Source organism: Phycisphaerae bacterium (assembly GCA_035384605.1).
GTDB lineage: Bacteria > Planctomycetota > Phycisphaerae > UBA1845 > PWPN01 > JAUCQB01.
Window position 1 is genome coordinate 55331 of record DAOOIV010000007.1, and the last position, 25293, is coordinate 80623.

General features: G+C 61.8%; 16 protein-coding genes. 7 read left to right on the forward strand and 9 right to left on the reverse strand.

Annotation, left to right across the window (positions count from 1 at the left end; all coding sequences use genetic code 11):
- Window positions 1–98: 98 nt before the first annotated feature.
- Entirely contained in the window at window positions 99–827 is a 729-nt protein-coding gene (locus PLL20_03450; GenBank protein HPD29024.1) for a DUF434 domain-containing protein, read from the reverse strand.
- Between the two features lie 1261 nt (window positions 828–2088).
- On the opposite strand from PLL20_03450, the gene PLL20_03455 reads away from it, so the two are divergent.
- From PLL20_03455 to PLL20_03475, 5 genes are all read left to right on the forward strand, one after another.
- A complete protein-coding gene (locus PLL20_03455) occupies window positions 2089–3153 on the forward strand; it encodes a hypothetical protein (GenBank protein HPD29025.1) in 1065 nt (354 codons plus the stop codon).
- A 161-nt stretch (window positions 3154–3314) separates the two neighbouring features.
- Window positions 3315–9476, forward strand: coding sequence for a thrombospondin type 3 repeat-containing protein (locus PLL20_03460; protein HPD29026.1), 6162 nt, complete (start codon window positions 3315–3317; stop codon window positions 9474–9476).
- A gap of 498 nt (window positions 9477–9974) precedes the next feature.
- A complete protein-coding gene (locus PLL20_03465; protein ID HPD29027.1) occupies window positions 9975–10874 on the forward strand; it encodes a hypothetical protein in 900 nt (299 codons plus the stop codon).
- Window positions 10875–10945: 71 nt separating this feature from the next.
- Window positions 10946–11653 carry a response regulator transcription factor gene (locus PLL20_03470; protein ID HPD29028.1) on the forward strand — a complete coding sequence of 236 codons (708 nt, stop codon included), beginning with the start codon at window positions 10946–10948 and terminating at the stop codon, window positions 11651–11653.
- Entirely contained in the window at window positions 11653–13674 is a 2022-nt protein-coding gene (locus PLL20_03475; GenBank protein ID HPD29029.1) for a HAMP domain-containing sensor histidine kinase, read from the forward strand. Before PLL20_03470 ends, PLL20_03475 begins: the two co-directional genes overlap by 1 nt.
- 421 nt (window positions 13675–14095) lie before the next feature.
- Here PLL20_03475 and PLL20_03480 read toward each other — a convergent pair whose 3' ends face one another.
- From PLL20_03480 to PLL20_03515, 8 genes are all read right to left on the reverse strand, one after another.
- On the reverse strand, window positions 14096–14971 hold the full coding sequence (locus PLL20_03480; GenBank protein HPD29030.1) for an OmpA family protein: 876 nt from the start codon (window positions 14969–14971) through the stop codon (window positions 14096–14098).
- A gap of 272 nt (window positions 14972–15243) precedes the next feature.
- On the reverse strand, window positions 15244–16509 hold the full coding sequence (locus PLL20_03485) for a hypothetical protein (protein ID HPD29031.1): 1266 nt from the start codon (window positions 16507–16509) through the stop codon (window positions 15244–15246).
- An 82-nt stretch (window positions 16510–16591) separates the two neighbouring features.
- Window positions 16592–17131 carry a hypothetical protein gene (locus PLL20_03490; GenBank protein ID HPD29032.1) on the reverse strand — a complete coding sequence of 180 codons (540 nt, stop codon included), beginning with the start codon at window positions 17129–17131 and terminating at the stop codon, window positions 16592–16594.
- 226 nt (window positions 17132–17357) lie between these two features.
- Window positions 17358–18026 carry a hypothetical protein gene (locus PLL20_03495; GenBank protein ID HPD29033.1) on the reverse strand — a complete coding sequence of 223 codons (669 nt, stop codon included), beginning with the start codon at window positions 18024–18026 and terminating at the stop codon, window positions 17358–17360.
- Between the two features lie 74 nt (window positions 18027–18100).
- Window positions 18101–18301 (reverse strand): hypothetical protein, encoded by a 201-nt coding sequence (locus PLL20_03500; GenBank protein ID HPD29034.1) that lies wholly within the window; start codon window positions 18299–18301, stop codon window positions 18101–18103.
- A 173-nt stretch (window positions 18302–18474) separates the two neighbouring features.
- Window positions 18475–18750: a hypothetical protein gene (locus PLL20_03505; GenBank protein HPD29035.1), complete on the reverse strand. Its 276-nt coding sequence runs from the start codon at window positions 18748–18750 to the stop codon at window positions 18475–18477.
- A 129-nt stretch (window positions 18751–18879) separates the two neighbouring features.
- The gene (locus PLL20_03510) at window positions 18880–19926 is read right to left on the reverse strand and encodes a hypothetical protein (GenBank protein ID HPD29036.1); all 1047 of its coding nucleotides are present in this window, start codon (window positions 19924–19926) and stop codon (window positions 18880–18882) included.
- Between the two features lie 545 nt (window positions 19927–20471).
- A complete protein-coding gene (locus PLL20_03515) occupies window positions 20472–23402 on the reverse strand; it encodes a hypothetical protein (protein ID HPD29037.1) in 2931 nt (976 codons plus the stop codon).
- A 1031-nt stretch (window positions 23403–24433) separates the two neighbouring features.
- On the opposite strand from PLL20_03515, the gene PLL20_03520 reads away from it, so the two are divergent.
- Window positions 24434–24598: a hypothetical protein gene (locus PLL20_03520; GenBank protein ID HPD29038.1), complete on the forward strand. Its 165-nt coding sequence runs from the start codon at window positions 24434–24436 to the stop codon at window positions 24596–24598.
- A 231-nt stretch (window positions 24599–24829) separates the two neighbouring features.
- Window positions 24830–25216, forward strand: coding sequence for a hypothetical protein (locus PLL20_03525; protein ID HPD29039.1), 387 nt, complete (start codon window positions 24830–24832; stop codon window positions 25214–25216).
- Window positions 25217–25293 lie beyond the last annotated feature (77 nt).

Consider the following 25293-nt stretch of genomic DNA (forward strand, 5'->3'; position numbering starts at 1 on the left):
TTCTGCGAAGACCTGTGGGCGGCGTCTTCGGCTCGTGGAGATGAGGACCAAGCCCGCGCAGCCGCCAGGATGGCAACGAAGGTGATCTGCCCCGAGCGTCAGCGGTTTTCCGGAGCAAGGTTGATGATGCGAGCGTTCGGTAAGTGAAAGGTCAGCACCAAGCGAGCGAGGTTGAGCCAGGAACGGCATCGGTCAAGGACGACGCTATCGGCAGTTGCGATGATGGCGCTGGAATCGGCCAGCACGGTATCAGGGTTCGTGACGAGTTCGATTTCCCAGGTCCACCCCCGCCTGGCCGCGAGATCCCTCATCTGGCTCCGCAGTCGACCGGAGTTGGAGACGGGGCTGTCGAGCAGCCAGAGGCAGCGTTGGGGCCGGAGGGCGGCTACGGTCTCGCCGATCAGGCCCAGTGCCGGGCCGGTTTCTCGGACCTTGCGGAAGGTCCCGTGCATGCTGGCCATGTCGCGGTAGCAGCCGTCCCGTCCCTGAATGACGACCCCGCCGGCCAGAGCGGCTTCGACAGTTGTCAGGACGTTGTATCCATCAACAGCCAATTCGCTCGCGCTCACTGCCCCGGGCGGGACTTCGCGTTGCCTCCGTGTAGCCAATGCGTCATCGGAGCAGGAGCACCTCATCACCGCGATTCTCTGCCGCTGCGTCAGTCCGAAGTGATCGCCAACCAGTTTGAGGGCCGATTTCTCGGCATAACCCCTGCCAAGCAGAAAAGACAGGTCTCCGACGGCAGCTCGAAGAATCGGCCATTGGGACTCGGCAAACAGTCGGGCATCATCCGGGTGAGGGCCGCGATGCGATCTCTTGTCAGGCATAGGGTGTTCCTGTCAACCGGTGCCGGATCGGCTCAATTACCCAAGGCGGACCGCCTTTTTGCAGACCGCAATCCAAGCGCACTGCGATCCAGAAACATGCGCGCAAGCCGCACAGACATCCAGCCATAAGGTTCTAAGGCGGACCGCCTTTTTGCGGACCGCAACCCAAGCGCTCTGCGATCAAGAAACATGCGCGCAAGTCGCACAGATGTCTGGCCGTAAGGTTCTAATTCTACCTCTCCCAACCCAAATGACATACCGCCGAGGACCGTTTCCATAAGCGGCCAGATCCGTGACGCTGTAGCCCTTCTTTCACAATCCCGAGCGATCGATACCGCGAAGGACGGGTCAGACGCAAGGCGAACACGGTTCCGCGAGGCATTCGGCGTGTACATACCTTGGGGGCCACGGGCGGTTCGTCCGACCGAGCAGGCCCGGCGGGCAGAGGGTACCGGCAAACAAGCGGCCAGCGGCAGCTCCAGAATTCTCTCGAACCCATTGAATTACCACCTTGGTAGGAAGGGTTATTTCGGTTAGCATATGCCATGAAGTGCTTGCGGAAGCCTCTCGACGTGCGGCCGCGTCGCGGCATGGGCCAGCAATCTGGGCCATATCGGTCTTGGGCGCGTCTTGCACCCAATAGCGGCAGAGGAAGACTTCCGCGGTTTTTCACTTCCCGGAGGTCGTTGCACTATGGAGGACACGCAATCAGAGCGTATCACCGTGAGGTGCGAGTGTGGCGCAAAGCTGGGACTGCGGGCCTCTTTTGCCGGGCACAAGGCCAAGTGTCCCAAGTGCAGCAGATCCTTCATCATACCAGCAACTGACGGTCGCGCAAGCATCGCAGCACCCGCGTATCCAAGCCCGGGGATGCCCAAGCAGGAGTCCCGACCCGCAACGGCGAGCCAGAAGACCGTCATGGTGGGTTGTCCGGCGTGTGGCAAGCACATCCGCGTGCCCGCGAACACAACCGGCCGAAAGGCGCGCTGTCCGGCCTGCGAGGGTGTGTTCGTCATCGGTCATGCAGCCGCGAGTCCCACGGTTGGGATTCAACCGGGACCGGTATCGGAACCTGCGGCGAAACCGGCGCCGAAGCCCGCTCCGGTTTCGGAGTCGCCTCTGCCAGAGGAATACCAAAAGCAGGATTGATGGTACTTACGGATGGTCGGACGATGGTGGTTCCCTGCTGACCGAGGCGTCGCAGCAGCCGGCCGCAGACATCGGCACGGCATACAAGCTGTGCCCGAACTGTGGCCAGACCATGCCTGCGAAGGCCCGACTGTGTGTGGCGTGCGGCTTTGACACCAAGACCGGACGTCGCATGCAGGATACGGCCATCAGCGGGGGCGGAAGCGGCGCACTGACCGCCGTCGGCGGAGTACTCGGGTCGGCCGTCAGGTCGAGCGGCGCGCTGTTGCTGGGCACGCTGTTGAGCTTCCTTGGAGCGATGCTGGGCGCGGCAATCTGGGCCGGCGTTGCCTATGCCATTCATCTTCAAATCGGCTGGATCGCATGGGCCATCGGCGGGCTGGCGGGAGGCGGCATGTACCTCGGTTACCGCAACCAAAGCACGCCGGCCGGACTGATCGCCTCGTTCATGGCGGTTCTAGGCATCGTCGTCGGTAAGATCGGTGTCTTCGTTATCGTGGTCTTGTCGGTGGCGGCCAGCATGATGCCCGCGATGAGCAACTCTGGCGCGGTTCATACCGCCGTTCGCAGCGAGGGTGAGGAAACCGCCATGATGACGGAGAGGTACGTTCTGGCCTCCCACCACGCCACTTTGAAGGCCAATCGCCAGGGATTGAGTTATGACGATCCGCAGCGGGAAGCCCTTTACGCCCAGGAACAGCAGCGATTCAAGGACATGCCTGAGGATCGGGTCAAGAAGGCTATGGAGGAGATGAAGCAGTGGGAACAGGGCGGCAAATGGGAAGATGCGGCCTATGTTCGAGACTTTCTCATCTATTCGTATATAGACGAGGCCCTGGAGACCGAGGCGAGCAAGAGGGGCGTTGACACGGACGAGCTCGAAGTGAACGCTGCACAATGGGCACAATATCACCGGGCGGCCGCCAAGCGGGCCGACAGCATCGCAGAGAATCAGCGAGTGGTCGAGGCGAAGCGAATCGAGCGCGATCGGAACGAAGAGAGTGAGAGGGCCCTCGTCGAAGCCGAAAAAGAGTTCGAGGACGCCGCCGGCAAAGCTGCCATAGGACTGCTCGGGCTGTTTTTCAGCGCATTGTTCGGCTGGATGGATGTCCTCTTCATCATTCTGGCGGTTGCCACGGCATACCATCTGGCGTCCGGTCTGTCGTTCGGCGGTTGATTGCAACGCACCCCCGTTTTCAGTACTGTCCGGCCGGCTCATTCCGGCCGATAGGGCTGTTTTCTGCTCAACCCGTCGGGTCCAAGCTCACCTGATGCCGATAAACCTGATAGGCAGAATGGAATCTGCCACGGATAGTCCACGCGCCAAAGGATGGGCCCATGAGCAAGTCGTTTCCCCGTCACGCAATCGCATTCTCCACACTTCTGGCAGTTCTGATCCTGACGGCTTCCGTGAACCGGGCCGATGCGGGTCAGGTCTGCACGCCGATCTTCGACCCGGCTCTTCAGCCGCCGGGGACAAACGCCAAGATCACCGCGTTGTGCGTCTTCAACGACTCACTTTACGCGGGCGGCGAGTTCAGCCTGGCCGGTGACGTTTCGGCCGGCTGTATTGCACGATGGGACGGCCGGCACTGGTCGGCCCTGGGCACCGGAATGGCCAATGATCCAGGCGTGACCGCTACTCCGCAGGTGGCGGTGATTGCCGTGTACAACAACCACATCTACGCCGGTGGCTTTTTTACCAGGGCCGACGGTCAGCCGGCCGACCACATCGCCCGCTGGACGGGCTCGGCTTGGGCACCCGTGGGATCGGGCGTCAATGGGCCGGTCGTGGCCATGATGGTGTACAACAACGAGTTGTACGTCGGCGGCTCGTTCACTCAGGCCGGAGGCAACCCGGCCTCGAACATCGCTCGCTGGAACGGCTCGGCATGGACCGCGGTGGGCAGTGGAGCCAACGGCCACGTTCTGGCAATGACTGTGCTTGACGGGGCCCTTTACGCCGGAGGCCCATTCACTGAGGCCGGCGGCGTCACCGCTAACCGCATTGCACGATGGAACGGCTCGTGGTCCGCCGTCGGCAGCGGATTTGACGGAACGGTGCAGGCTTTGGGCGTACTTGGGGGACAGCTTTACGCCGGTGGAACGTTTAGCAAATCGGGGGCAGCCTCCGTCAGCAAGATCGCCCGTTGGGACGGGACAACGTGGTCGGCGCTGGGCAGCGGGATCGTCGGTAGTGTTGCCTGCATGGCCACCTTTGACGACCGTAACGGCGAGGCTCTCTATGTCGCCGGCACGTTCAGCCAAGCGGGCGGCCTGACCGCCAACCAGATCGCCAAGTGGGATGGCACTGCCTGGTCAACGTTGGGCACGGGTACCAACAACGGCGTCAAGGCCCTGGCGGTGTTCAGCGACGACATCAGCCCGGCCTTGTTCGTCGGCGGCCTGTTTACCATCGCCAATGGCAAGACGGCGAACTACATTGCCCGCTGGGCATGCCCATGGGACGGCGACAAGGACGGGATCCCCGACGTAGAAGATAACTGTCCCAAGAAGAGCAATGCGGACCAGGCGGACGGCGATGGCGACGGCGTCGGCGATGCCTGCGACAACTGCCGAACCATCGCCAACCCGGACCAGACGGACACCGATGGCGACGGCGTCGGCGACGCTTGCGACAACTGTCCAACCGTCAAGAATGCCAACCAGGCCGACAACGACCAGGACTCGGCGGGCTGCGACGGCCGGCCCGATTGCGGCGGCGACGCCTGTGACAACGACGACGACAACGACGGCGTCCTCGACGTCAGCGACAACTGCCCCAAGACCGCGAACCCGGCCAACACCGAGCCGACCGACTGCAACGGCGACGGGGATACCGACGACGCCGACGAAGCGGTGGGCTTACAGTGCGACCGCGATGGTGACGGTATCGGCGACACGTGTGACAACTGTCCCGACGTCACCAACCCCGACCAGAAGGACACCGACAAAGATGGTCTGGGCGACGTATGCGATCCGGACGCCGACAACGACGGGATTCTTAATGACGGCGACGGCAGCGGCATAGCCGGCGACAACCCTTGCACCGGCGGCAACAAGCATGAATGCGACGACAACTGCCCGCTGCATTTCAATCCCGACCAGGAAGACCCCGACGGCGACGGGAAAGGTAACCCTTGCGACAACGACGATGACGGCGACGGACGTGCGGACAGCCAGGATAACTGCCCGCTGGTTTATAACCCGTCTCAGACCGACACCGACAAGGACGGCGTCGGGGATGCATGCGACAACTGCCCCAAGGTGGCAAACGTCAATCAGACCAACAGCGATAACGATTCCCTCGGCAACGCTTGTGACAACTGCGATTTCGCGGACAATCCCCCACACACGGAACCGACCGACTGCAACGGTGACGGCGATACGACCGACCCCGATGAGGCCGTCGGCAAACAGTGCGACCAGGACGGCGACGGCGTCGGCGACGCCTGCGACAACTGCCCGACCGTGCCCAACCCCGATCAGGCCAACAACGACGGCGATGAATTCGGCGACGCATGCGATGATGATGACGACAATGACGGCGTGCTGGACGACGACGACAACTGTCCTCTGCACTACAACCCCGATCAGACCGACAGCGACGGCGACGCCTTGGGCGACGCCTGCGACAACTGCCCCGAGATTTCCAACTCGGACCAGGCTGATGCGGACGGCGACGGCATCGGCGATGCTTGCGACAACTGCCCGAACAAGGCCGGCTTCGATCAGATGGATACCGACGGCGACGGTTTGGGCGATCTGTGCGACAACTGCGCCGGAATCGACAACCCCGACCAGACGGATGCCGACGGGGACGGCATCGGCGATGCTTGTGACAACTGCCCGAACAAGGCCGGCGCCGACCAAACGGACTCCGATGGAGACGGCCTCGGCAACCTGTGCGACAACTGCGCCTATGTGAGCAACCCCGATCAGGTGGACACCGAAGGCGACGGCGTGGGCGACGCCTGCGACAACTGTCCACTTGTCAGAAATGCCAATCAGCGGGACAGCGACGGCGACGGCACCGGCAACGCCTGTGACAACTGTCCGTTTGAGCCGAACGCCGGCCAGGAGAACCGCGACGGCGACGGGGCCGGCGACGCGTGCGACCTGTGCCCGGACGATCCCGACAAAATCGCACCGGGAGCCTGCGGATGCGGCATGGCCGATACCGATGCCGACAGCAACGGCGTTCCAGACTGCCTCGACAAAGACACTTGCCCTGAGGACCCCGATAAGCGAGCCCCCGGCCAGTGCGGCTGCGGCAACCCCGACACCGACACCGATGGCGACGGAGTCGCCGATTGCGTCGATTCGTGTCTCAATGATCCAGGCAAGGTCACGCCTGGGGTTTGCGGTTGCGGTATTCCTGATCGCGACAGCGACAACGACGGGGTGCTCGACTGCAGAGAAGAATGCCCGCACGATCCGAACAAGACCACCCCCGGCGAATGCGGATGCGGAGTGCCCGATGTGGACTCCGACGGCGACGGCGTGCTGAACTGCCATGAGAACTGTCCATACGACCCGGCCAAAACCGAGCCTGGCGGGTGCGGCTGCGGCACACCGGACATTGATACCGACAGCGACGGCGTGCTCGACTGCAATGAGACCTGCGACAACGATCCCAACAAGACCTCACCAGGAATCTGCGGCTGCGGAACGCCGGATACGGACACCGACGGGGACGGCACGGCCGACTGCGTGGACGCCTGTCCGGTTGACCCCGCCAAGACCGCGCCCGGTCAGTGTGGCTGCGGCAACCCCGACACTGACACGGACCGCGACGGCAAAGCCGATTGCGTGGATCAGTGCCCCGAGGACCCGCTCAAGATCGCACCCGGCACCTGCGGCTGCGGGACGCCGGACACGGATACCGATCAGGACGGCGTGGCCGACTGCCACGACCTTTGTCCAGAAGACGCCGGGAAGATCAACTCGGGCATCTGCGGTTGCGGCCAACCGGATACGGACAGCGACAGCGACGGGGAACCCGACTGCGTGGATCCCTGCCCTGATGATCCGGACAACCTCTGCGGAGACGATGAGTGCCCGGATGACCCCGCCAAACACGTGCCGGGCATTTGCGGCTGCGGGGTGCCCGATACCGACAGCGACGACGACGGCACCCCCGACTGCAACGACCGATGTCCCGACGATCCGGGCAAGAGCGAGCCTGGCACCTGCGGCTGCGGGGTGCCTGACACCGATAGCGACGACGACGGAAGTGCGGATTGTGCCGACCCCTGCCCCGACGATCCGCTCGATCAGTGCGGCGACCTCTGCCCCGACGATCCAAACAAGACGTCGCCGGGAATCTGCGGATGCGGCACACCGGACACCGACAGCGATGGAGACCTCACGCCCGATTGCCGCGATGCCTGCCCTCAGGATCCGGACAAAGTGGCGGAAGGAATCTGCGGATGCGGTGTGCCCGACGTGAACGAGGATGAGGACGACTTCATGGACTGCGTCGACCCCTGTCCCGCCGATCCGGCAAACACGTGCGTCGTGGATCTGTGTCCCGACGACCCGAAGAAGATTGAGCCGGGAGTCTGCGGTTGCGGCATCCCTGACGACGACACCGATCAGGATGGAACCCTTGATTGCCTCGACGGCTGCCCAGCCGACGCCGGCAAGACGGAACCCGGCTTGTGCGGATGCGGAGTTGCGGACCTCGATCAGGACGGAGACGGCACACCCGATTGCCTGGACGACTGCCCGATCGATCCGAACAAGACGCAGCCGGGGCTTTGCGGCTGCGGCGTCTCTGATGCTGATACCGATTCCGATGGCGTACCTGATTGCGGTGACAACTGCCCGGCCGATGCCGCCAAGGTCGAACCCGGCATCTGCGGATGCGGGACCCCAGATACCGACAGTGATCGCGACGGCGTACCCGACTGCAATGACAGATGCGTGAATGATCCGAACAAGTCGCAGCCCGGCGTGTGCGGATGCGGAACCCCGGATACCGACACCGATGGCGACAGCATACCCGATTGTACCGATGGTTGCCCGACCGACGCCGGCAAAACGGAACCTGGCTGGTGCGGATGTGGTACGGCTGATACAGACCAAGACGGTGATGATGTGCCGGATTGCCTGGATAACTGCCCGTTCGACCCAGACAAAGCACAGCCGGGGCTTTGCGGCTGCGGCGTCTCTGATGCTGATACCGATTCCGATGGCGTACCTGATTGCAGCGACAACTGCCCGGCCGATGCCGCCAAGGTCGAACCCGGCACCTGCGGATGCGGAACCCCCGATACCGACAGTGACAGCGACGGAGTGCCCGACTGCAACGACGGATGCATGAACGATGCGAACAAGTCGCAACCCGGCGCGTGTGGCTGCGGGATCCCGGATACGGATTCAGACGCGGACGGCACGCCGGACTGCAACGATCAATGCCCGGGAGACGCCGACAAGGTTTCGCCGGGAGCTTGCGGATGCGGCGTGGCCGACACTGATACGGATGGCGATCTGACCCCTGACTGCCTGGACCCTTGCCCTGAAGATCCGCTCGATCAGTGTGGCGACCTCTGCCCCGACGATCCGAACAAAACCTCGCCGGGGATCTGCGGATGCGGCGTGTCGGACACGGACACCGATAGCGACGGCACCCCGGACTGCAACGACGGCTGCCCCGAAGATGCCGTCAAGCTTGCCCCAGGCCTCTGCGGATGCGGCACGCCCGATGCCGATCGGGATCAAGACGGGACAGCCGACTGCCACGATCTGTGCCCCGACGACCCAAACAAGATCGCTCCGGGCGTCTGCGGCTGCGGCGTTTCGGACGCGGACACCAACAACAATGGAATAGCTGACTGCCAGGAGTCCGGCGGTGGCGGAGGAGGGGGCGGCGGGGGAGGAGGAGGCTTGCCGCCGATCGACAACTGCCCGAACGACCCGCTCAAGACCGAGCCTGGCGTTTGCGGATGCGGTGTACCGGACACCGACTCGGATGGCGATACCATTCCTGACTGCATCGACAACTGCCCGTTCGATGTTGGCCTCGATCAGACGGACACGGACTCCGATGGTCCGGGCGATCTGTGCGACAACTGCCCGCTGACGGCCAATCCGAGTCAACTGGATAGCGACGGCGACGGTGTCGGTGACCTGTGCGACAACTGCCCGCTCACCCCCAATTCGGATCAGCTTGACAGCGATACCGACGGTGTAGGCGACGCCTGTGACCTGTGCCCGAACGTCGCGAACCCGTCTCAGACGGACACCGATGGCGACGGCGTGGGCGATGAGTGTGACAACTGCCCCGAGACGGCGAATCCGGATCAGTCGGACCGGGACGGTGATGGACTAGGCGACGTTTGCGATCCCTCACCCGACGGTGGCTCGGGCCAGCCCATCCCCAATGATGGTCAGACCCCTTCATCCAGGCGGGTATGGTGCGGGCTGGGTGCGACCCAGGCGGCGATGGTCGGCGCACTGCTGCTGATGCTGATCCGCCCCCGTCGGCGGAGATAAGACCGGTCCCACGCGCCACATCCCTTTGCGACACCCGGGCGAACCGCCAAGGTGTTACACACCCGTTACACCCCGGCGTCCAAACACAGCGTAGATTTCTATGTAGCCGACGCTCCACCCTCTACCAAGGAGTCTGCCATGACAAGCCGTCACCATCCTCGCCTGATTGTCGCCACTGTTCTGTGTGCCGGGTGCCGGGCGCGATGCTCATGGCTCTGCGCGGGCAGGCCGATTCCAACGCTCCGGAGGACTGTTTCGTTGAACGCAAGTATCTTTCATGGCATCCTAAGGCGGACCGCCTTTTTGCGGGCCGCAACCCAAGCGCTCTGCGATCCAGAAACATGCGCGCAAGCCGCACAGATGTCTGGCCGTAAGGTTCCAATGACGTTCTTGTTGCCGGTCGCAACACTCGCCGCAGCCCTGTGGCAGCCAGCAGGGACCACAACGCCTGTGACTTCCGAACCAGCCGCTGACCGAGCGGCCGTGGAGTGGGTCGACGTGAAAACCGGCAAGGTCCTGTTCTCCGGCCGGGATATCGTTTGCTTCGACTGGGACCGGCAGGTCTTTGAACTGACCCGTGAAAGAGCGATGGATCTCATGTCCCTCCCGCCCATGCTTCAACGCGACTTTGTGGTCCGCGACCGGGAGGGCGAGATCTACCGCGGCTGCTTCATGAGTGCGTTATCATCGTCCAGCTATGACGGCCCGACCATTGGCAGCGACTTCTTCGAGGTTGAGGGTATCAGACCGCCGTTGTATCACATCGCCGGAGGCTACCCCGGTGAGCACGGTCCGGGTGCCAAACTACGGTTCGATCCCCGCTTGAGACAACATCTTGATACCGCCGGTTTGCTGCGCAGTATTAAAGAGGGCGAGAAGGTTGAACCTGTCGAAACCGTTTTCTGCGGCTGGCACGGCGAGGCCTTGGGGCGCCGAGCGGCAATCATGTTCTTCCCTGAGACTATACGCATGGGGCTTGACATTCGACTCGTGCTGCGGTTCCACAAGACCAAAGCGGCAACAGGCTCGCCGGCCGAGCGCGAGCGAGATGCACGTCGTGGCATCACGCGCGATCCTGCGATCTCCCAAGAGCCTGATCGCGTCGAAGCCCATATCACGCTGAGATCAAACGACGGCAAGTCCGAGCGCACCAGGAAGATCACAGTCCCTGTCGAGAATCTGATCGAAGGGTACTCCAGTGCCTTCCCGCTTGTCGTCTGGCCGTGGAGCGAATCGGGCCGATCCGTGGACGACCTGTTCAAGCCCGGCCCCGCCGAGCTGACTGTTAGCATCGTGGCTACGCGGAAAACAGATAAAGGCATCGAACAAATCGGCATCTGGGATATCCCCACCCGCCAGGTGCAGATTCTGCCCGGTCCGCATCGAGAAGGAAAATGAATGGCCAATGGGTATGATAGGAGGTACCGGGCGACGGGGGCACGGGCAGATTCGGACGTAAGAGGCATCCGATGTCACAGAGACGCATCCTGGTTGTCGAAGATGACGCCGCGATTCGGCAAGGTATCGTCGATGCCCTGCAATTCGACGGTTATGCCACGCTCGAAGCCGCCAACGGCGACGTGGGGCTGGATATGGCCCGAGCCGTGGATTGCGATCTGCTGCTGCTCGACCTGGTGCTGCCAGGGGCAGACGGTTTGACTATTCTGCGGGAAGTGAGGATCACGCGACCCACGCTGCCGGTGATCATTCTCACCGCCCGCGGCGAAGAGCAGGACCGGGTACAGGGCCTGAAACTTGGAGCAGATGACTATGTCGTCAAGCCGTTCCGCGTCGCAGAACTGCTCGCCCGCGTGGAAGCCGTGCTGCGGCGATCTCCCGAGCGGCCGGCCGATCTCAGGCTTGTTGCTTTCGCCGGTGGCGTGATCGACCTGGCGCGGAGCGAGATTCGTTTTGAGAACAACGACCGCTGCGAGCTGTCGGAGCGCGAGGTTGAACTGCTGCGTTACCTGGCCTGCAACAACGGACGGGCGATATCGAGGGACGAGATACTCTCGCGCGTCTGGCGGCTCGATCCGATCGGCATCGCGACGCGAACGATTGACATGCACATCGCGCGGTTGCGAGACAAGCTGCGAGACGACCCTGAGGATCCAAAGATCATTCTCACTGTTCGGGGCAAGGGGTACATGTTCGCCAACTGCGGAGGAGGCGGTTGATGCGACCCTGGCTGACATGGCCGGCCTTTGTCGTGTGCATTGCCGTGATCCTGGCGGCCATGGGCTGGCATAGTCAGACCGTGCTGCAACTTGACCGTGCAGACGCGGCCGCGATTCGCCGAGCCGCGATCGAGGAGCGAATCCGCCTGGCCCTGTGGCGGATGGATTCGGCCCTGACACCGTTGGTCGCCCAGGAAAGTACCTGGCCATACTACGCGTACGCGTCGTTCGCGCCGACGGAAAGGGCCTATACGAATCTGCTCAACCCGGTCCAACCAGGCGAGATTCTGATGGCCTCCCCGCTGCTCGACCCGCCGTCGCGGCATGTGTTGGTGCATTTTCAGATCAATCCGGATAACAGCATCTCCTCGCCGCAGGTACCGACCGGCCCGATGCGCCAGATTGCGGAAGGGCAATACACCACCGCCGACAAGATCGAGCTCTACACCCGGCGACTCGCAGCTCTCCAACCGATCCTGAGCAGGGCCAACCTCCTGAGCATGCTGGAACCGGCGGAGCCCCCTCCTGTCAGAATTGCCGTGCTGCCGACCGCCTCTCAACCCTCGGCCGACCAGGAGAGCCTCGCCCAGCAATCCGAGGTTCAGTCGTTTTGGGGTCTGTCCAACCAGCTTCCCGATCGGGATCTCCGGCGGCGATTGGGTCGGCTTGACGAGCAGATCTACACCCAGCAAGCCGTCACTCCTCAGCCCGCGGCACAGGAGCAAGGACAAGTCTCGGGATTATCCCAGGGCGGCAACCCCAGACAAGACCGTGCTCAACGGCCGTCGTCCTCCGGCAAACAGGTGAGAAGTTCCGGCAAGACAAGCTGGATATCACCCGATCAACAGGACCTGATGAACACCTACGATGCCCAAGCACGGGGCTACAACTACGACGTCAACGGAGAGCTGATCCTGACTAACGCCGGCAATTCGAGAGTAATGCGAGGGGGCGTCAAAGAGGGATCGGCACGGTCTTTGTGGATCGGGGACACGCTCGTACTGGCTCGCAGAGCAAGGGTCAACGGGAGCGAATACATTCAGGGCTGCCGGTTCGATTGGCCGGGGATTCAGAGCTGGCTGCTCGGCGAGATCCGGGATCTGTTGCCCGAAGCCCGTCTCGAACCGGCCGACCTGGAGCTCGACCAGACCGACACGCGCCGGCTGGCAGCTCTGCCGATCCGCCTCGTCCCGGGCGACATACCCAGCCCCCCGGCACAGGGCATGTCCCCGGTTCGAATGACGTTACTCGTCGCGTGGTCCTGCCTGCTCCTGGCGGCGGCCGCAGTGATCATACTGCTGGTGGGAACGATGTCTCTGAGCGAGCGCCGGGCAGCCTTCGTCTCGGCAGTCACTCACGAGATGCGGACGCCGCTGACCACGTTTCGGATGTACACCGAGATGCTGACCGGTGGCATGGTGCCCAGCGAGGAAAAACGACGGCGATACCTCGATACGTTGCGCGTCGAAGCCGAGCGGCTCAGCCACCTGGTTGAGAACGTACTTGCTTATGCCCGCCTGGAGAAGAATCGGGCGATCAGCGCCGCTCAGAACGTGACCCTTGCCGAGTTGATCGCGAGAGTCGAGAAACGCCTGGCCGAGCGCGCCGCACAAGCGGGCATGAAACTGGAGGTATCGAGGCCCGAGGACATCTGCTCTTCGACTGTTCACGTGGATCCTTCCGCAGTGGAACAAATCCTGTTTAACCTGGTGGACAACGCCTGCAAGTACGCCGTCTCGACCGGTGATCGGCGAATCCGGCTGGAGACGCTGCGGGACGGAGGCAAGGCAACCGTGCGGGTCCGCGATTACGGGCCGGGGATCCCCGAGCGCGAGGCAAGGAAGCTATTTCGTCCGTTCTGCAAGTCGGCAAAGGACGCCGCGAACTCATCGCCCGGCGTGGGTCTGGGATTGGCCCTCAGTCGCCGACTGGCGCGGCACATGGGAGGCGATCTGCGACTCGATCAGAGCGTCAACGATGGCGCCTGCTTCGTCCTCACTCTACCCGCAACGGTCAACTGATTCCCCCTGCTCCAGCACCCGAACTCTTGACGAGCCACGGGGTTGCTCGGGCTGAGCCTGTCGAAGCCATCCCCGTGGTCTTGCCGAGGTGGGCGTCGAATCCCCTCGCTGGCAGCGGAATCCGTTCTGCTGGCATCGGAATCTGTTCTGCTGGCCCCGGAATCCGGTCTGCTGGCCCCGGAATCCATTCCGGGGCCTTCCGCGCCGAGGATTCCCATCCTCATTCTCGCCGATGGCGGAATGAACTCCGCCAGGCAGGGCGGTCCTGCTTCGCGACCAGCGCTTCGCAGGACAGGCCCGGAAGGGATTCCGGGCCGAGCGAATGTGGATTCCGGGCCGAGCGAATGTGGATTCCGGGCCGAGCGAATGTGGATTCCGGGCCGAGCGACACGCCCCGTGGCATGCTCACCACACAAGTCGGTCAACGACCGGTTGCCGGGGCGAATGCCAGGCCCAGGTCGTCGACGGTCTTGATATTCTTGCTGAAACTGCGGACCTTCTCCGCCGGGACCAGGTAGATCTCGACCCGGCGGTTCCTGGCCTTGCCCGCACTCGTCGAGTTGTCGGCGATGGGCCGATGTTCGCCATAGCCCATCACGCCCATGCGTTTCATCGAGACCTGCAGGTCAGCCATGATGTTCATGACTGCAATGGCTCGATGCGCCGACAAGTGCCAGTTGGTGCGGTGCTGCTGCAGCGTCTCGGGGCGCATGATCGGCGTGGTGCAGGTGTGCCCGACGATCACGACATCAAAGCCGGTGGCCGCGGCAGAGTTGACAATTGCCGCAAACTCCCTCAGCGAAGCCATCACCTCAGCCGAGATATTCGTCTTGTCGCTGCCCAATTCAAACAGCAGGTCCGCCTTCCAGCGAACCGCCCCTTTCTCGGGCAGGTACTCGAGGATTTCCGGGTACTTGGAGGCCAGTTGTTTGAGCGCCGAGTCCAGTGCATCGGGCAGGACGGCTTTCTGGGTCATGATCAGCGTCGAGATGTCGACTCCGCGTTTTTCGAGGAGATCGAGCGCTTTCTGGAAATTGGCCCGCAGGCTGTCCGCCTCGGCCATGGCCCGGACGATCTGCTCCTCCTTGGCCTGAAGCTGGGCGTTCTTGCTCTTGATCTCGGTGTCTCGCTGCTGCACAAGGAGTTGTGCATCCTGCAAATCGGACTTGGCGATGTTGTATTGCTCGGTCAACTCCGCGTTGGCCCGCTTGGCCTGTACCCATTGATCGTAATAGCATCCGGTGTTGCCGGCAGCCAGGGCGATGAACGCCAACCCACTCATGCATCTCTTGGCCATTTCAGTCTCCTTTGCCATTCGCTACTCGTATCCGTACTTCGCGTCTCGGGTCGGCCGGAAAGAACGCCTCGGGGAATCCATGGGGCGAATCTAACACGGCGGCGCTCGTTCGCTTGACGCGATTGAACCTGCCCGAGGTATATGCCCTTGTACCGCTATCAGTCTCTCACACCGCCCCGCTCGCGCCAACCGGACGGCGGCGTGAAACTCGGAATGGTTTGCCTCTCGCATGCGTCGCCGAGAAACAGCTGCTTCGGTGATGGCGGTCTGCCTCAACCGGCCGCAGGCGCCGCCTTACCCTTGCCGGCTTTCTTGTCCTTCTTCTCTTTGGGCGGCTTGGGTATTCGCGGTTTCGACGCCTGATTGCCGACAAACCATCCGATACCGGCGCCCAAGCCCCCAACCAGCAGACACCCGAGCAGCAGGAACCAGAACTGCTCGGTCAGGGCCAACAGGTAGCCGGGGCAAGTCCCGAAGGCCATAGCCACATTGGCGGCCATGAGCAAACCCATCACCAACGTTCCGGAGATCAGCAAACCTGTGAACGCGGGCGACGCCGCTTCAACGGTCCCAATTACCATCGGCATAGCGACGGCCGCAGGTGCAAAGGACTCTTCGGCGGCGGGCAAAGCCTCGGCGGGCTCCTCCGGGGCCGGTTCGGTGACCGTCGGTCCGGTGGCGGCCAAGGCCGTCTCGGCCGTGTCACCCATATCAATGCCCTCAAGGAGTTCCGCCCCCAGAGACGTGTCGTCGCTCTCCCGGGTCAATTCGAGCAACCCGGAGCCCCCTCCGCTGCCATCCAGCCCAAGATGCTCGTCACCGCCGGTCATCAGGGTCTTGGCCATCGGGTCGGCGGCGATTTCAAGGTCATCATCATCAAACACGCTGATGCCGATGTTGGTGATGACCGTATCATCTTTCTTCATACCCTCGACGGCGCTCTTGTCCACTTCGTCAAGACTGACGATGTCCCGCCCCAGATCGCTGCCACTTCCGCTGTCAGAGGGTTTGCGCTTCTGCCCGGCCGCAGGTCCACTATCAGACAGGGCTGTAGGCCCCGAGCCGCCGCCGGAGTCCTCCAGGCTGATCACACCACTGCCGCTGCCGGAATCCTCAAGGGCAAGCACGCCGGAGCTGTCCGAGCCGCCTCCCGAATCGGAGAGGGAGATCCCGCCGCTGCCGCCGGAATCGCTGAGCTTGAAGTCGCCCGTACCTTCATCGATCTTGAGTCCGGAGGCGTCGGTGCCCAACTCGAAGCCGGAGCCGCTGCCGCCGGGTGCGGCGGAAGTCTTGCCGAACCTGGATGCCGAAGGGGTATCCTCCTCGGGTGGGGCCAACGGGAGCACATCACTGTCTCCCAGCGAAAGCGGTGCGCCCTCTTCCTTCGACAGCCGCTCGACCTCATCCACACGGTAGTTGAGCTTGCCGGCGTCGCGAAACTCCCGAAGCTTGCCCTCGCGGACCAGAGCCTTCAGTTTGTCCTCGGTCAGGCCAAGCCTGGCGAGCGTCTCTTCCAAGTTGTAGTACATTTTTGCCATGATCGCCGCCCAACTCTCTTCGCGCCCGGCCCGTCGGCCGGACCGCAAACCTCAGCTACTCAGTTGTCCGCAAGCCGCCATGTTAAGGCAAAACCGGTCCTTTGGCCGGTGCGGAGGTCACCGGCAGGTCCGCTTGGTCCTGCCGGATGGCTCGTTGCTGCTGGACCATCATACGAACCGCCCCGGGAACCGGATCCGCGACGTTGAACTCTTCCAGGTACCGGTCCGAAGTCCAGGTTCGAGCGGCCACCAGCCGGAGCAGCAACTCATCATTCGACGCCCTGTCTAATTCGTAACACCAGATGGTGCCCGTGTCCACATCCAGCATGAACACGCCGTAAGTCCTGGGGGTCAACTGCCCGCTGAACGCGTAGATGCCCCGGGCGCCCACCAAGCCACCCCCGGCTCCTCCTGTCTGGGCCACGGCCGAACGCATGAATCTGCCCTCGTCCAGTCGCAGGACCAAGGCCGACGCGATGATCGCGAGCAAAACGGCGATCACCCACCAGACCGTATGGCGGCCACCTTCCCGAACGACCACCACGACCGGTTGGCCGCGATCAGCCCCCGCGTCGATGGCATGGGCCACATCACTGCTCGTCACATCGGACCCGAGTTGCATGGGGAACCTCTGGTTCCTAGCGGGGCTGAAAACGCAGGCTCTTACGAAGCATGAACTTACGCGGATGCCCCATTAGACATTATACACCTGCTGGCCAGCGGGTCAATCTGGCGGACCGGCAAGATCGCATACCCGTGGCGCAAAGCCGCAAAGACCGGCACCGCAATACTCGGAGACGGCCAATGCCAACAGGGAAGATGTGGAATGATGTCGGCGCGCCCTGTTTTCAGGCGAAGAAGATCTGACGGACGGCTCGGGCAATGGCATCCACATTGTGGAAGAAGAACCACATGGGCACCGCCAGCATGGCCGCCCCGATGACCACCATGCTTGCCCCGGCCGGTGACGGGAGCATGGATTCCTTCCGGATCTCGCTCTCCAGCGTCTGCATCAGTGTCTCTGCGACGGCGTCATTGGCGTTCGCCGAACGGCCGGGTTGCGTCCGGAGCGAAAGCGTGACGTTTCGCAGTACCGGGAGCGACGTTAAGACAATCGTCAAGCCGATCTCGGCGATCTGGACCTGTTCTTCATTACCGTCGGCCGAAAAACCCAACCGGCGGCACGCCCGGTACAACAGGCGACGACACTGCGGGAGACTCGTGTTGTAAATGACCCATCCTGAGTTGCGTCGAGGCAGCAACAAACCGACAAAGCCCGCCACAATGACGCATGCCACGGCGACGGGCCACCAACCGCCGAACTCCACCATCGCCAGCAACGGACCCATGATCAATGGAACAAGGGCAATGGTCAACACCACAAAATCCGTTCGTGCCGGCACCATGCAGGGGTGAGCCTGACTGTTGACCAGCCCCAGGCCGAGGAAGTAGACCGCCAACGGCCCGAGAGCCAGCACCAACTGCAGAACAAACACCACCTGATCAGATGCGTCCACGATTGCCTGTCACCTCTATGCGATCGGTCGCGGCCCCCAGCCGGCAGCGAAACAAAGATCGATCCTTTTGCCTGTTACTGCGTTGCCTCCGCAGGTGGAGCCGCAGGCAGAGGATCGGCTGCGGGGCGATCGATGTGTTGGCCTTTGGCCGCCACTTTTCGATAACCCAAATAACGAATCACCTCGAAGACTTCGCTCCATGTGGGAAACGGGCGGTTGTTAAGGCGCTTGTACTCATCAATGGCCATGACAAACTCAAGGAGTTCATCACTCATCTCCCCTTCTTCAGCTTGTCGTCGCAGATCGCTCCTTCGTCGCCCCGGTCCGCGTCGTCTCTCCAGGCCGGCGCGACGATCCACCACGGATCGCCGCTCGCCCTGCCGCCGTTCAATCCCGGTATACTCTTGAGCCACGGACTCTCCCGATACCACCGTCAAGCGTTTCGAGATCAGGAATCGTCATCCTCGTCTTCGATCTCTTCTTCGTCGAGGTCTTCGTCAAACTCGTCGTCGAAGTCCTCCTCGTCGTCGTCATCGTAGAAGTAGTCGAAGTCTTCGTCGTCCTCCTCGAAGTCGTCATCATCGTCGCTGTCCGGATCCCGAGCGCAGACGACAATCAGCGGCAGTTCACCCGGGCTGACGGTTTCCTGCTCTTCAGTCTCGTCCGGCTCCTCAAGCGCCGCCGCGATGCCGTCGCTCGCCGTGATTTTCTCCATCCAAGTCATGACCCAAGCCTCCCTTACACGTGAATTTCAGGCCTTCTCGCCGCGATCACGACCGGCAAAGTGTATAGCCGATGTCTGCCTCGTCAAGCGATTTTACCCTGTGTGATCGACCAAAACCTCAAAAAATCCCTAACGGTTTTCCCGCAGCTTTATATTGATGGTTGGCGCGCCGGAAGGCCCTTGTGGGGCGATGTTCCAGGCCACCAACTTGAGCATTCGCAGGCCCTCAAGAACCTCGGCGACCGAACCGGCCGTTTCGAGGACCGGATAAGCGGTCCCGGCTTGATCATCAAGCACGCAAGAGACACCAGCCGACGTCGAGACGGCCTCCGCAAACGCGGCCCAAGTCGTCACCGACCGATCCACGATCAGCCAGCTATCCAACGGAGAATCATAGAGGCCGTCGGATTCGGGGGCGTTTTCCTTGCCTTGGTCCGGGATAGCCGGCAGCCAATGAACATTCTCCCCCTCCGGGTGCACCCAAAGAGCACCGTCATAAAGCGTGGTCCGGGCCTTCAGTTGCCGACTCACAACCTCTCTGACTCGGTCAAGATCGACGCCGTTTTCTCGGACGTACAGTAGTTTGGGATCGGCCAGCAAGGCTGGATGAAACAAAAGATCCACTCCGAACAAGGCCGCCACGTCCTCGGCAACCCCGGCAAGCGGAGCGTCTACCCAATTGATATCAGCCTTCCTGGCATTGACCTTAGCCCACCTAGCTGCCTCCGAAGGGCGATCGGGCAAAGACCCGGTACCCGTCAATCGCCAGACGGCGGGCAGACGGTCTTCCGCCGCAACGAGGAAGACACCATCCACCAGGACAGCCGAAAGACCTCCAATCCGAGCCAACCAGCGAAAAGCCTGCTGGCCTGTCAGATGGCTGGCTGAGAGTCGAACGGGTTCATCCAACGCGGCCGGGGGAATCGAGGAGTCAAGGATATACCGAACGCCCAGCCTTTCAGCCAGTTCGGCAAAAGCCTCACGAAGAGGAGTGCCTCGCCAAGTGACGGGGCAAACCTCGTTGAGCCCGACTCTGGCTTGGGGACGGGTGGTGACCGGGGCAGTCTCAGTGGGCGCCGAGGTGGATGCGGGCAGACTGTCCAGCGACTGCTGGGCCGCTGCAAGAGCCGCAAATCCGAAAACAAGCAAAGCTGCCATCATTGCCCGTCGAACCATCGAAGACCCCTTGTCAGCAAGAAACTGGCCTGCATGGATCCGCACCGGCTCGGGTATTGTTAAGCGTCCCCGTCTGCCCCGGCAAGTCCGCGCCGACACGTCAGACAAACTGCGGAAACACCGTTTCGGCTTGGCAAGAGCAGTCGTGGTCCTTCCTCCCCCCCCAGTGGCATACCAAACCGCGAAGACAAAGGCAATAGCCCTGCGATATTATCACTAACCCTTTCCAGGACAATGACTTAAGCACAAGAAAGCGAACCCCTGAGGCGGACTGCCTTTTTGCCGGCCATAAACCCAAGCTCACCGCGATCCGGAAACACGCGCAAGCCGCACAAATGTCTGATCACAAGGTTGTGAGGTTCCATTGCACCGATAGGCCGATGCTCGCGACGGGGGCGGGAGAGGCAGACACGACTCGCAGTGATCGCTGCGACAATGCAGAGCCCGTGTCCGCTGAGAAAAAACCGGCGGGAGTCACTGGGGCTCCCGCCGGTCTTACGTGCACGCAGAGCGTGTCCGCGCGAGCCGATTTCGTCCCCCGCGACTCAGTTGTCGTCGTCGCAGGCAGGATCTGCGGCGATGCCCGGACCACTCGCACAGGCCTCAAACGCCGCCATATCGGTCTGGTCGACATCGCCATCAGGCAAGGCTTGCAGTGGATCCTTTCGGTCGAAGCACCGACACTCGTCGGCAACTGTGCCGTTGGGACCAGTGTAGCAGGCCTGGAACAGGGCGAAGTCGGCCTGGTCAACATCACCGTCTCTGTCGGCATCGGCAAAGGGGTTACCGCAAAGCTTTGCCCCCAACACGGCGACGTCATCGATGACGATGGCCGTCGTGGCCGACGAATTGGCACCGGTGCCACCAACCGTCTGGAAATAGAACTCGATGGTGATGTCATTCTGCGCGGACCCAATGAAGTCCACGCTCAATTGCGTGTACGGGTCATAGCCGTCCTGCGTGGCCTTGCCGTATTCGGGGAATCCGATCGTAGTGGAGGACGCCTCTGCGCCATCAACAATGATCGACGCCTTGAGGGTGCCACCCGGCCAGTCTTGATCCCAGAATCGTACCCAGTAGGTCAGAACCAACGCATAGTTACCGGGACCGTTGGGTAGTCCGAGAGATTGTGACAGCTTGCCGTTGTTCGGCGAGACCCAGGTGTTCCAGTTCAGAACAGGATCATTTGACCCGTAGGCAAACGCGTAGCATCCTGCGAGATAGTTGCCGCTGCGGGCAAGGTGGACTTCGTCGCCGGTATACGGGGGATCGATTCCGGAAATCTTCGGGTAGCCATAGTTGCCGGGGTCACCCGGGCCAACCCAGTTTGTATAGGCGATCGAAGCCCCCGGCATCGGATCTCCCTTGTCCGTGGTCAGTTCATCGGGAGTCAGCACCCAGGCGCTGGAGGCCTCCTCGAAGCCTCCGTCGACTACGATACTGTCCCCCGTTGGGAGGGCCAGGGAGAAGGCGTTATTCACTGTGAGAGTACAGGCTCCTGCCGTGCCGACGAGTCTGTAGTTACCCGCCTGGGCATTGTGCAAGTCGAACGACATCACGACTGCGTTGGGGTCAGTTGCATCAACGACGGTGCCGACGATCGTCGTTTCGGGTTCCCAATAAGGCGCCCGGTCACCTGGAGGATTGCGTGGTTCGAGCATACGGACCAGTTTCACCTCGGTGAGCAAGTCCACATTCATCCCGCTGACGGTTAGTTCGACGACACCTTGCGGCTTGACAAATGCATTCGGAGTCACACCGGTCAAAGCATACATGCCGCAACCCACTTCAAACACCTGTTTCTGGATCTGACCAAAGCACCCGGCCTGCTCGGTGATGATGTCATAGAGCCCCAGTGTCATTCCCTCTGGCGGAGGCACGAAATGAGCAGTCAACGACCCGCTGCTCTGAGCCGTGATGGTGCCGGGATACTGATCCAGCCCGCGCCCCAGGCGAATAGCGCTCACCTGATCCAGGTAAGCACCGGTCAATGTCAGATCGAACTCGCTGACCGGATCGGTAATCGATGGGTTGAAGCCTGTGACGGTGTGCTGGTTCGGGCAAGACGGCGCCAGAAGCTTCATGTCATCCATCCAGAGGGCAATCGCCTGGTTGGGCCCGTTGTTCCAGATCTTGTTGTAGACCGTCACGGTGGTGACGCCTGCGGGTACGGTGAAAGTCAACGATGCATCATCCCAGTCGTAGGATTGCGGCGGGAAATTCTCGACCCGCACCAAGCCCAGATTATCCGGCCCGTAGTAATTCCAGGCCGTTGTGTAGGCGCCCTTAAGCACGCCAACTTCTATGGCGAAGTTGGGCTGCTCGTATCCGGCGGCCCACCACCAGGAGAGCACGAGTTGCTCACCAGGAACGACCGGCACCTGTTGGACAAGACCACCCTCGCCTCCGTTGGCGTACCATTCTCCCGTGCGGAACGAGTATGTGCCCTCAATGACGTAGGTCTCGACTCCGTTAAGCTTGGGGTTGTGGATCCACCCGCCTGAGTCAATTCGCGAGTTGGCCATACCGCCACCCCAATCACTGTTGTATCTGGTCCACCCGGGGATCGCCGCGGTGTCTGATCCCGGAGTGCCCTGTTCAAAGCCGCCGTTGACCAGCAACGACGCCAAGGGGTCCCGGATTCGAAAAGCATTGTTCAAGAATGCCGGCGCATAACCGGTTTTCTCGACCACAACGTTATAGCTGCCGTATGGTGCACCGGTGGTTGGGAAGTCCACGGTGAGCGACTTCCCGTCGCCGGCAACCACGATGTTCCCCCCAACCAGTTCCGTTGCTCCCTGAACCAGCTTCACCGCCGTCACGCCCGTCAAACGGACACCAGTCACCGTCGCCGATGTGTTGCTGAGATTGTTGGCGATCAAATAAGGGGTTATGCCCGTAACGATCGGCTGCTCGCCATCGTTGCCGGCGTCAAACACGAGATCGTCGATGTTCCAGACTTTCCAGGCGTTTGCCGGTTGCGTCGTGATATATGAAAACAAGACGCGACAGACGACCGTCCCGACCGGAGCGGTTTTGTTCGTGATACTGGGCTGCTGCCATGTGTCGTTGGGAGTCGAAGTCGCATCCCAAGTCTCAATGTTGTTGCCTGCTGCATCGCGAAAACGGATACGCAAGCGGAAGGAGTGCGTATCATTCCCGTAGATGCCGCCCCAGGCGTTCGCCTTGCACCACATGGATGCATTGCATACAGCGCCCGGCAACACGGGGACATCCTGATAGTACGTGGTGGTCTGAGCAGAGCCGGCGTAGTTCCACGCCCCGTGCCAGCTCTTGGTCCCGCTGTGTGCTTCCTCCCCAAGACCCGTGCCGTCGAGGCTGCCTTGGTTTCGGGTCCAGTAGGTGGAGTATCCTTCCTCAAACCCGGGGTTCAACAGCAGGTTTGCGGCCGTCGCCGGAGCGGCTAGAAGTCCGATCAACGTCATAGCCAGGGCCAAACAAAGAACGTTCTTCATGTGATCCTCCTCCACAGGTTTTGCGTGGACCGGGCGAAGTCCGGTCATCACGGCTTGATCAATAAAATCGGTCATCATCGATCAGGGTCGACCCCCCATAATCGATTTTAGGACTGCTGCGGGGCGATTGCGCGACCCGTCGCTGAAACTTCACCTTCACTAGAACCGGGCTGACTGAAGGCCGGAACCAGCTTCTCAGATCATCCCTCCAAGAGACGCCGGCGGACTGCATCGTGGCGTCCGGGGGCTCACTCGTCGCCAGCAAAACGGACGGCAGCAACACCTGCCAGAGGGCTCGCATGCTTCCTACGATTGGGGGCCGATCAGGTCCTGCTTTACGCTCCCGGACGGCCAGAATAGCCCAAGAACATCAAGGCGAACGCGAGCCTCGCAGTGCCGCCTTTCGCAAGATCACCACGACCGCAATTTTACGCCTTTCCACTGTAGCTTCTTCTGATGGCGTCCTGATACACGCCAACCCTGCGGTCGAGGTAGATTGTCCGCGACTAACTGCCTCTCAGGTTCTACTATAAGGTCTCGACAACAAAACGTCAACCATGAGATCGGCTGTTTGTTGTATCGAATTACCTTTCTCCAGAAAGCGTTTCTGGGATCCTGAGCCACAGCAACAGCATTAAGGATGTTTGCTCTTGGCGATGGCTGTGAAAGTGGCACTGAACAAGCGGAGATGTGCATCACGGGAGATCAGAAAGGCCCTTCGGAGCGGTCGGCTGGCTCCTTTTCTCGGCCAAACCCCGGCGTGGACCGCCACGGAGCCCGCAAGCCGCCTTGTCGGGCGGTGGGAGACATGAGCGCAGGTTATGGATCATTCCACTCGTTCCGATTCCCCAGCCGCGGTACCTGCCTGCTGCGGCGTTGACGAGTCGTTTGCGTGCTTGGGGGAGGGATCATCGGGTGGCTTGGGCGGGCAATTCAGTCTCTCGCAGCAACAGCCGCAACCCGATCCGCTTTTGTGCCGTAGCAGGATGCCGAGGAAGCCGCCCGCCGCAGCCAGTAGCAGGATAATCGCGATGATCGATGCAGCATCAGCCAACATGATCTCCATTCTGGCCGTGCCGCGAGTGATCGGCAAGCAGGGTGATGTCGCCCAGCCGACATGCGGGTTGGCGAAAGGCAAGCCCGGGGCGCAGTGGGGCTCACCGTCAGGCACAGCGGCAAACACTCCGTCAGGCTAACCTGACGGGCAAGGACGGATCTCTGTAAGCGCTTTCAGTTCAGCAACTTGCAACTGGATGGTGAGCCAAGTACGAGTGTGATTCACGACCTCAACCCGCTTGGCCGATTTCCATTGAGAAGTTCTCGCGGATTGCCGGAATGGAACCTGTGTTGTGGCTGGACTTGCCGGCCGGCACCTGGTCTGGCATAGAATTAGCGGACACTCGAGGTTTCACGGACAGGAACAGACAATGGCCGGCGTAGCAGAGGAGGATCGCTGCCGTTTGGCGGCCATCCTATGTATCGGTGGACTGCTTTTCGTTCTCCTCGGCGTTTTTCTAACGTTGCAGTACCAATACGACGTCTATGAAACGACCACCTCGGGCCCCGGGCCGCTTCCAGACAACAAGGCGACGGCCAGGATGCTGCAGGCCGTATTGTTCTGGCTGCTGTTACTGCTCGGGATCTTCATGGTAAGCACGCTGGCGTTCCTGCGCTGGAGTCGAAGATTCCGGAAGTATCTTCTGGCGCGTCCTCATCCTCCGACGCCGGTGGACGATGTGTGGTCCATGCACCGGTTGCCGGAGGAGGCGGCCGGTTTGGCATCCCCCCCTAACCAAGGCGGCGAACCGGGCTGAAAGGGGAGCAGGCCGCAGTTCTCGTGGCCCCCGCCTGGGGAGGTGCCGATATAACCGCTGGACGGGCCTGCGCGGCT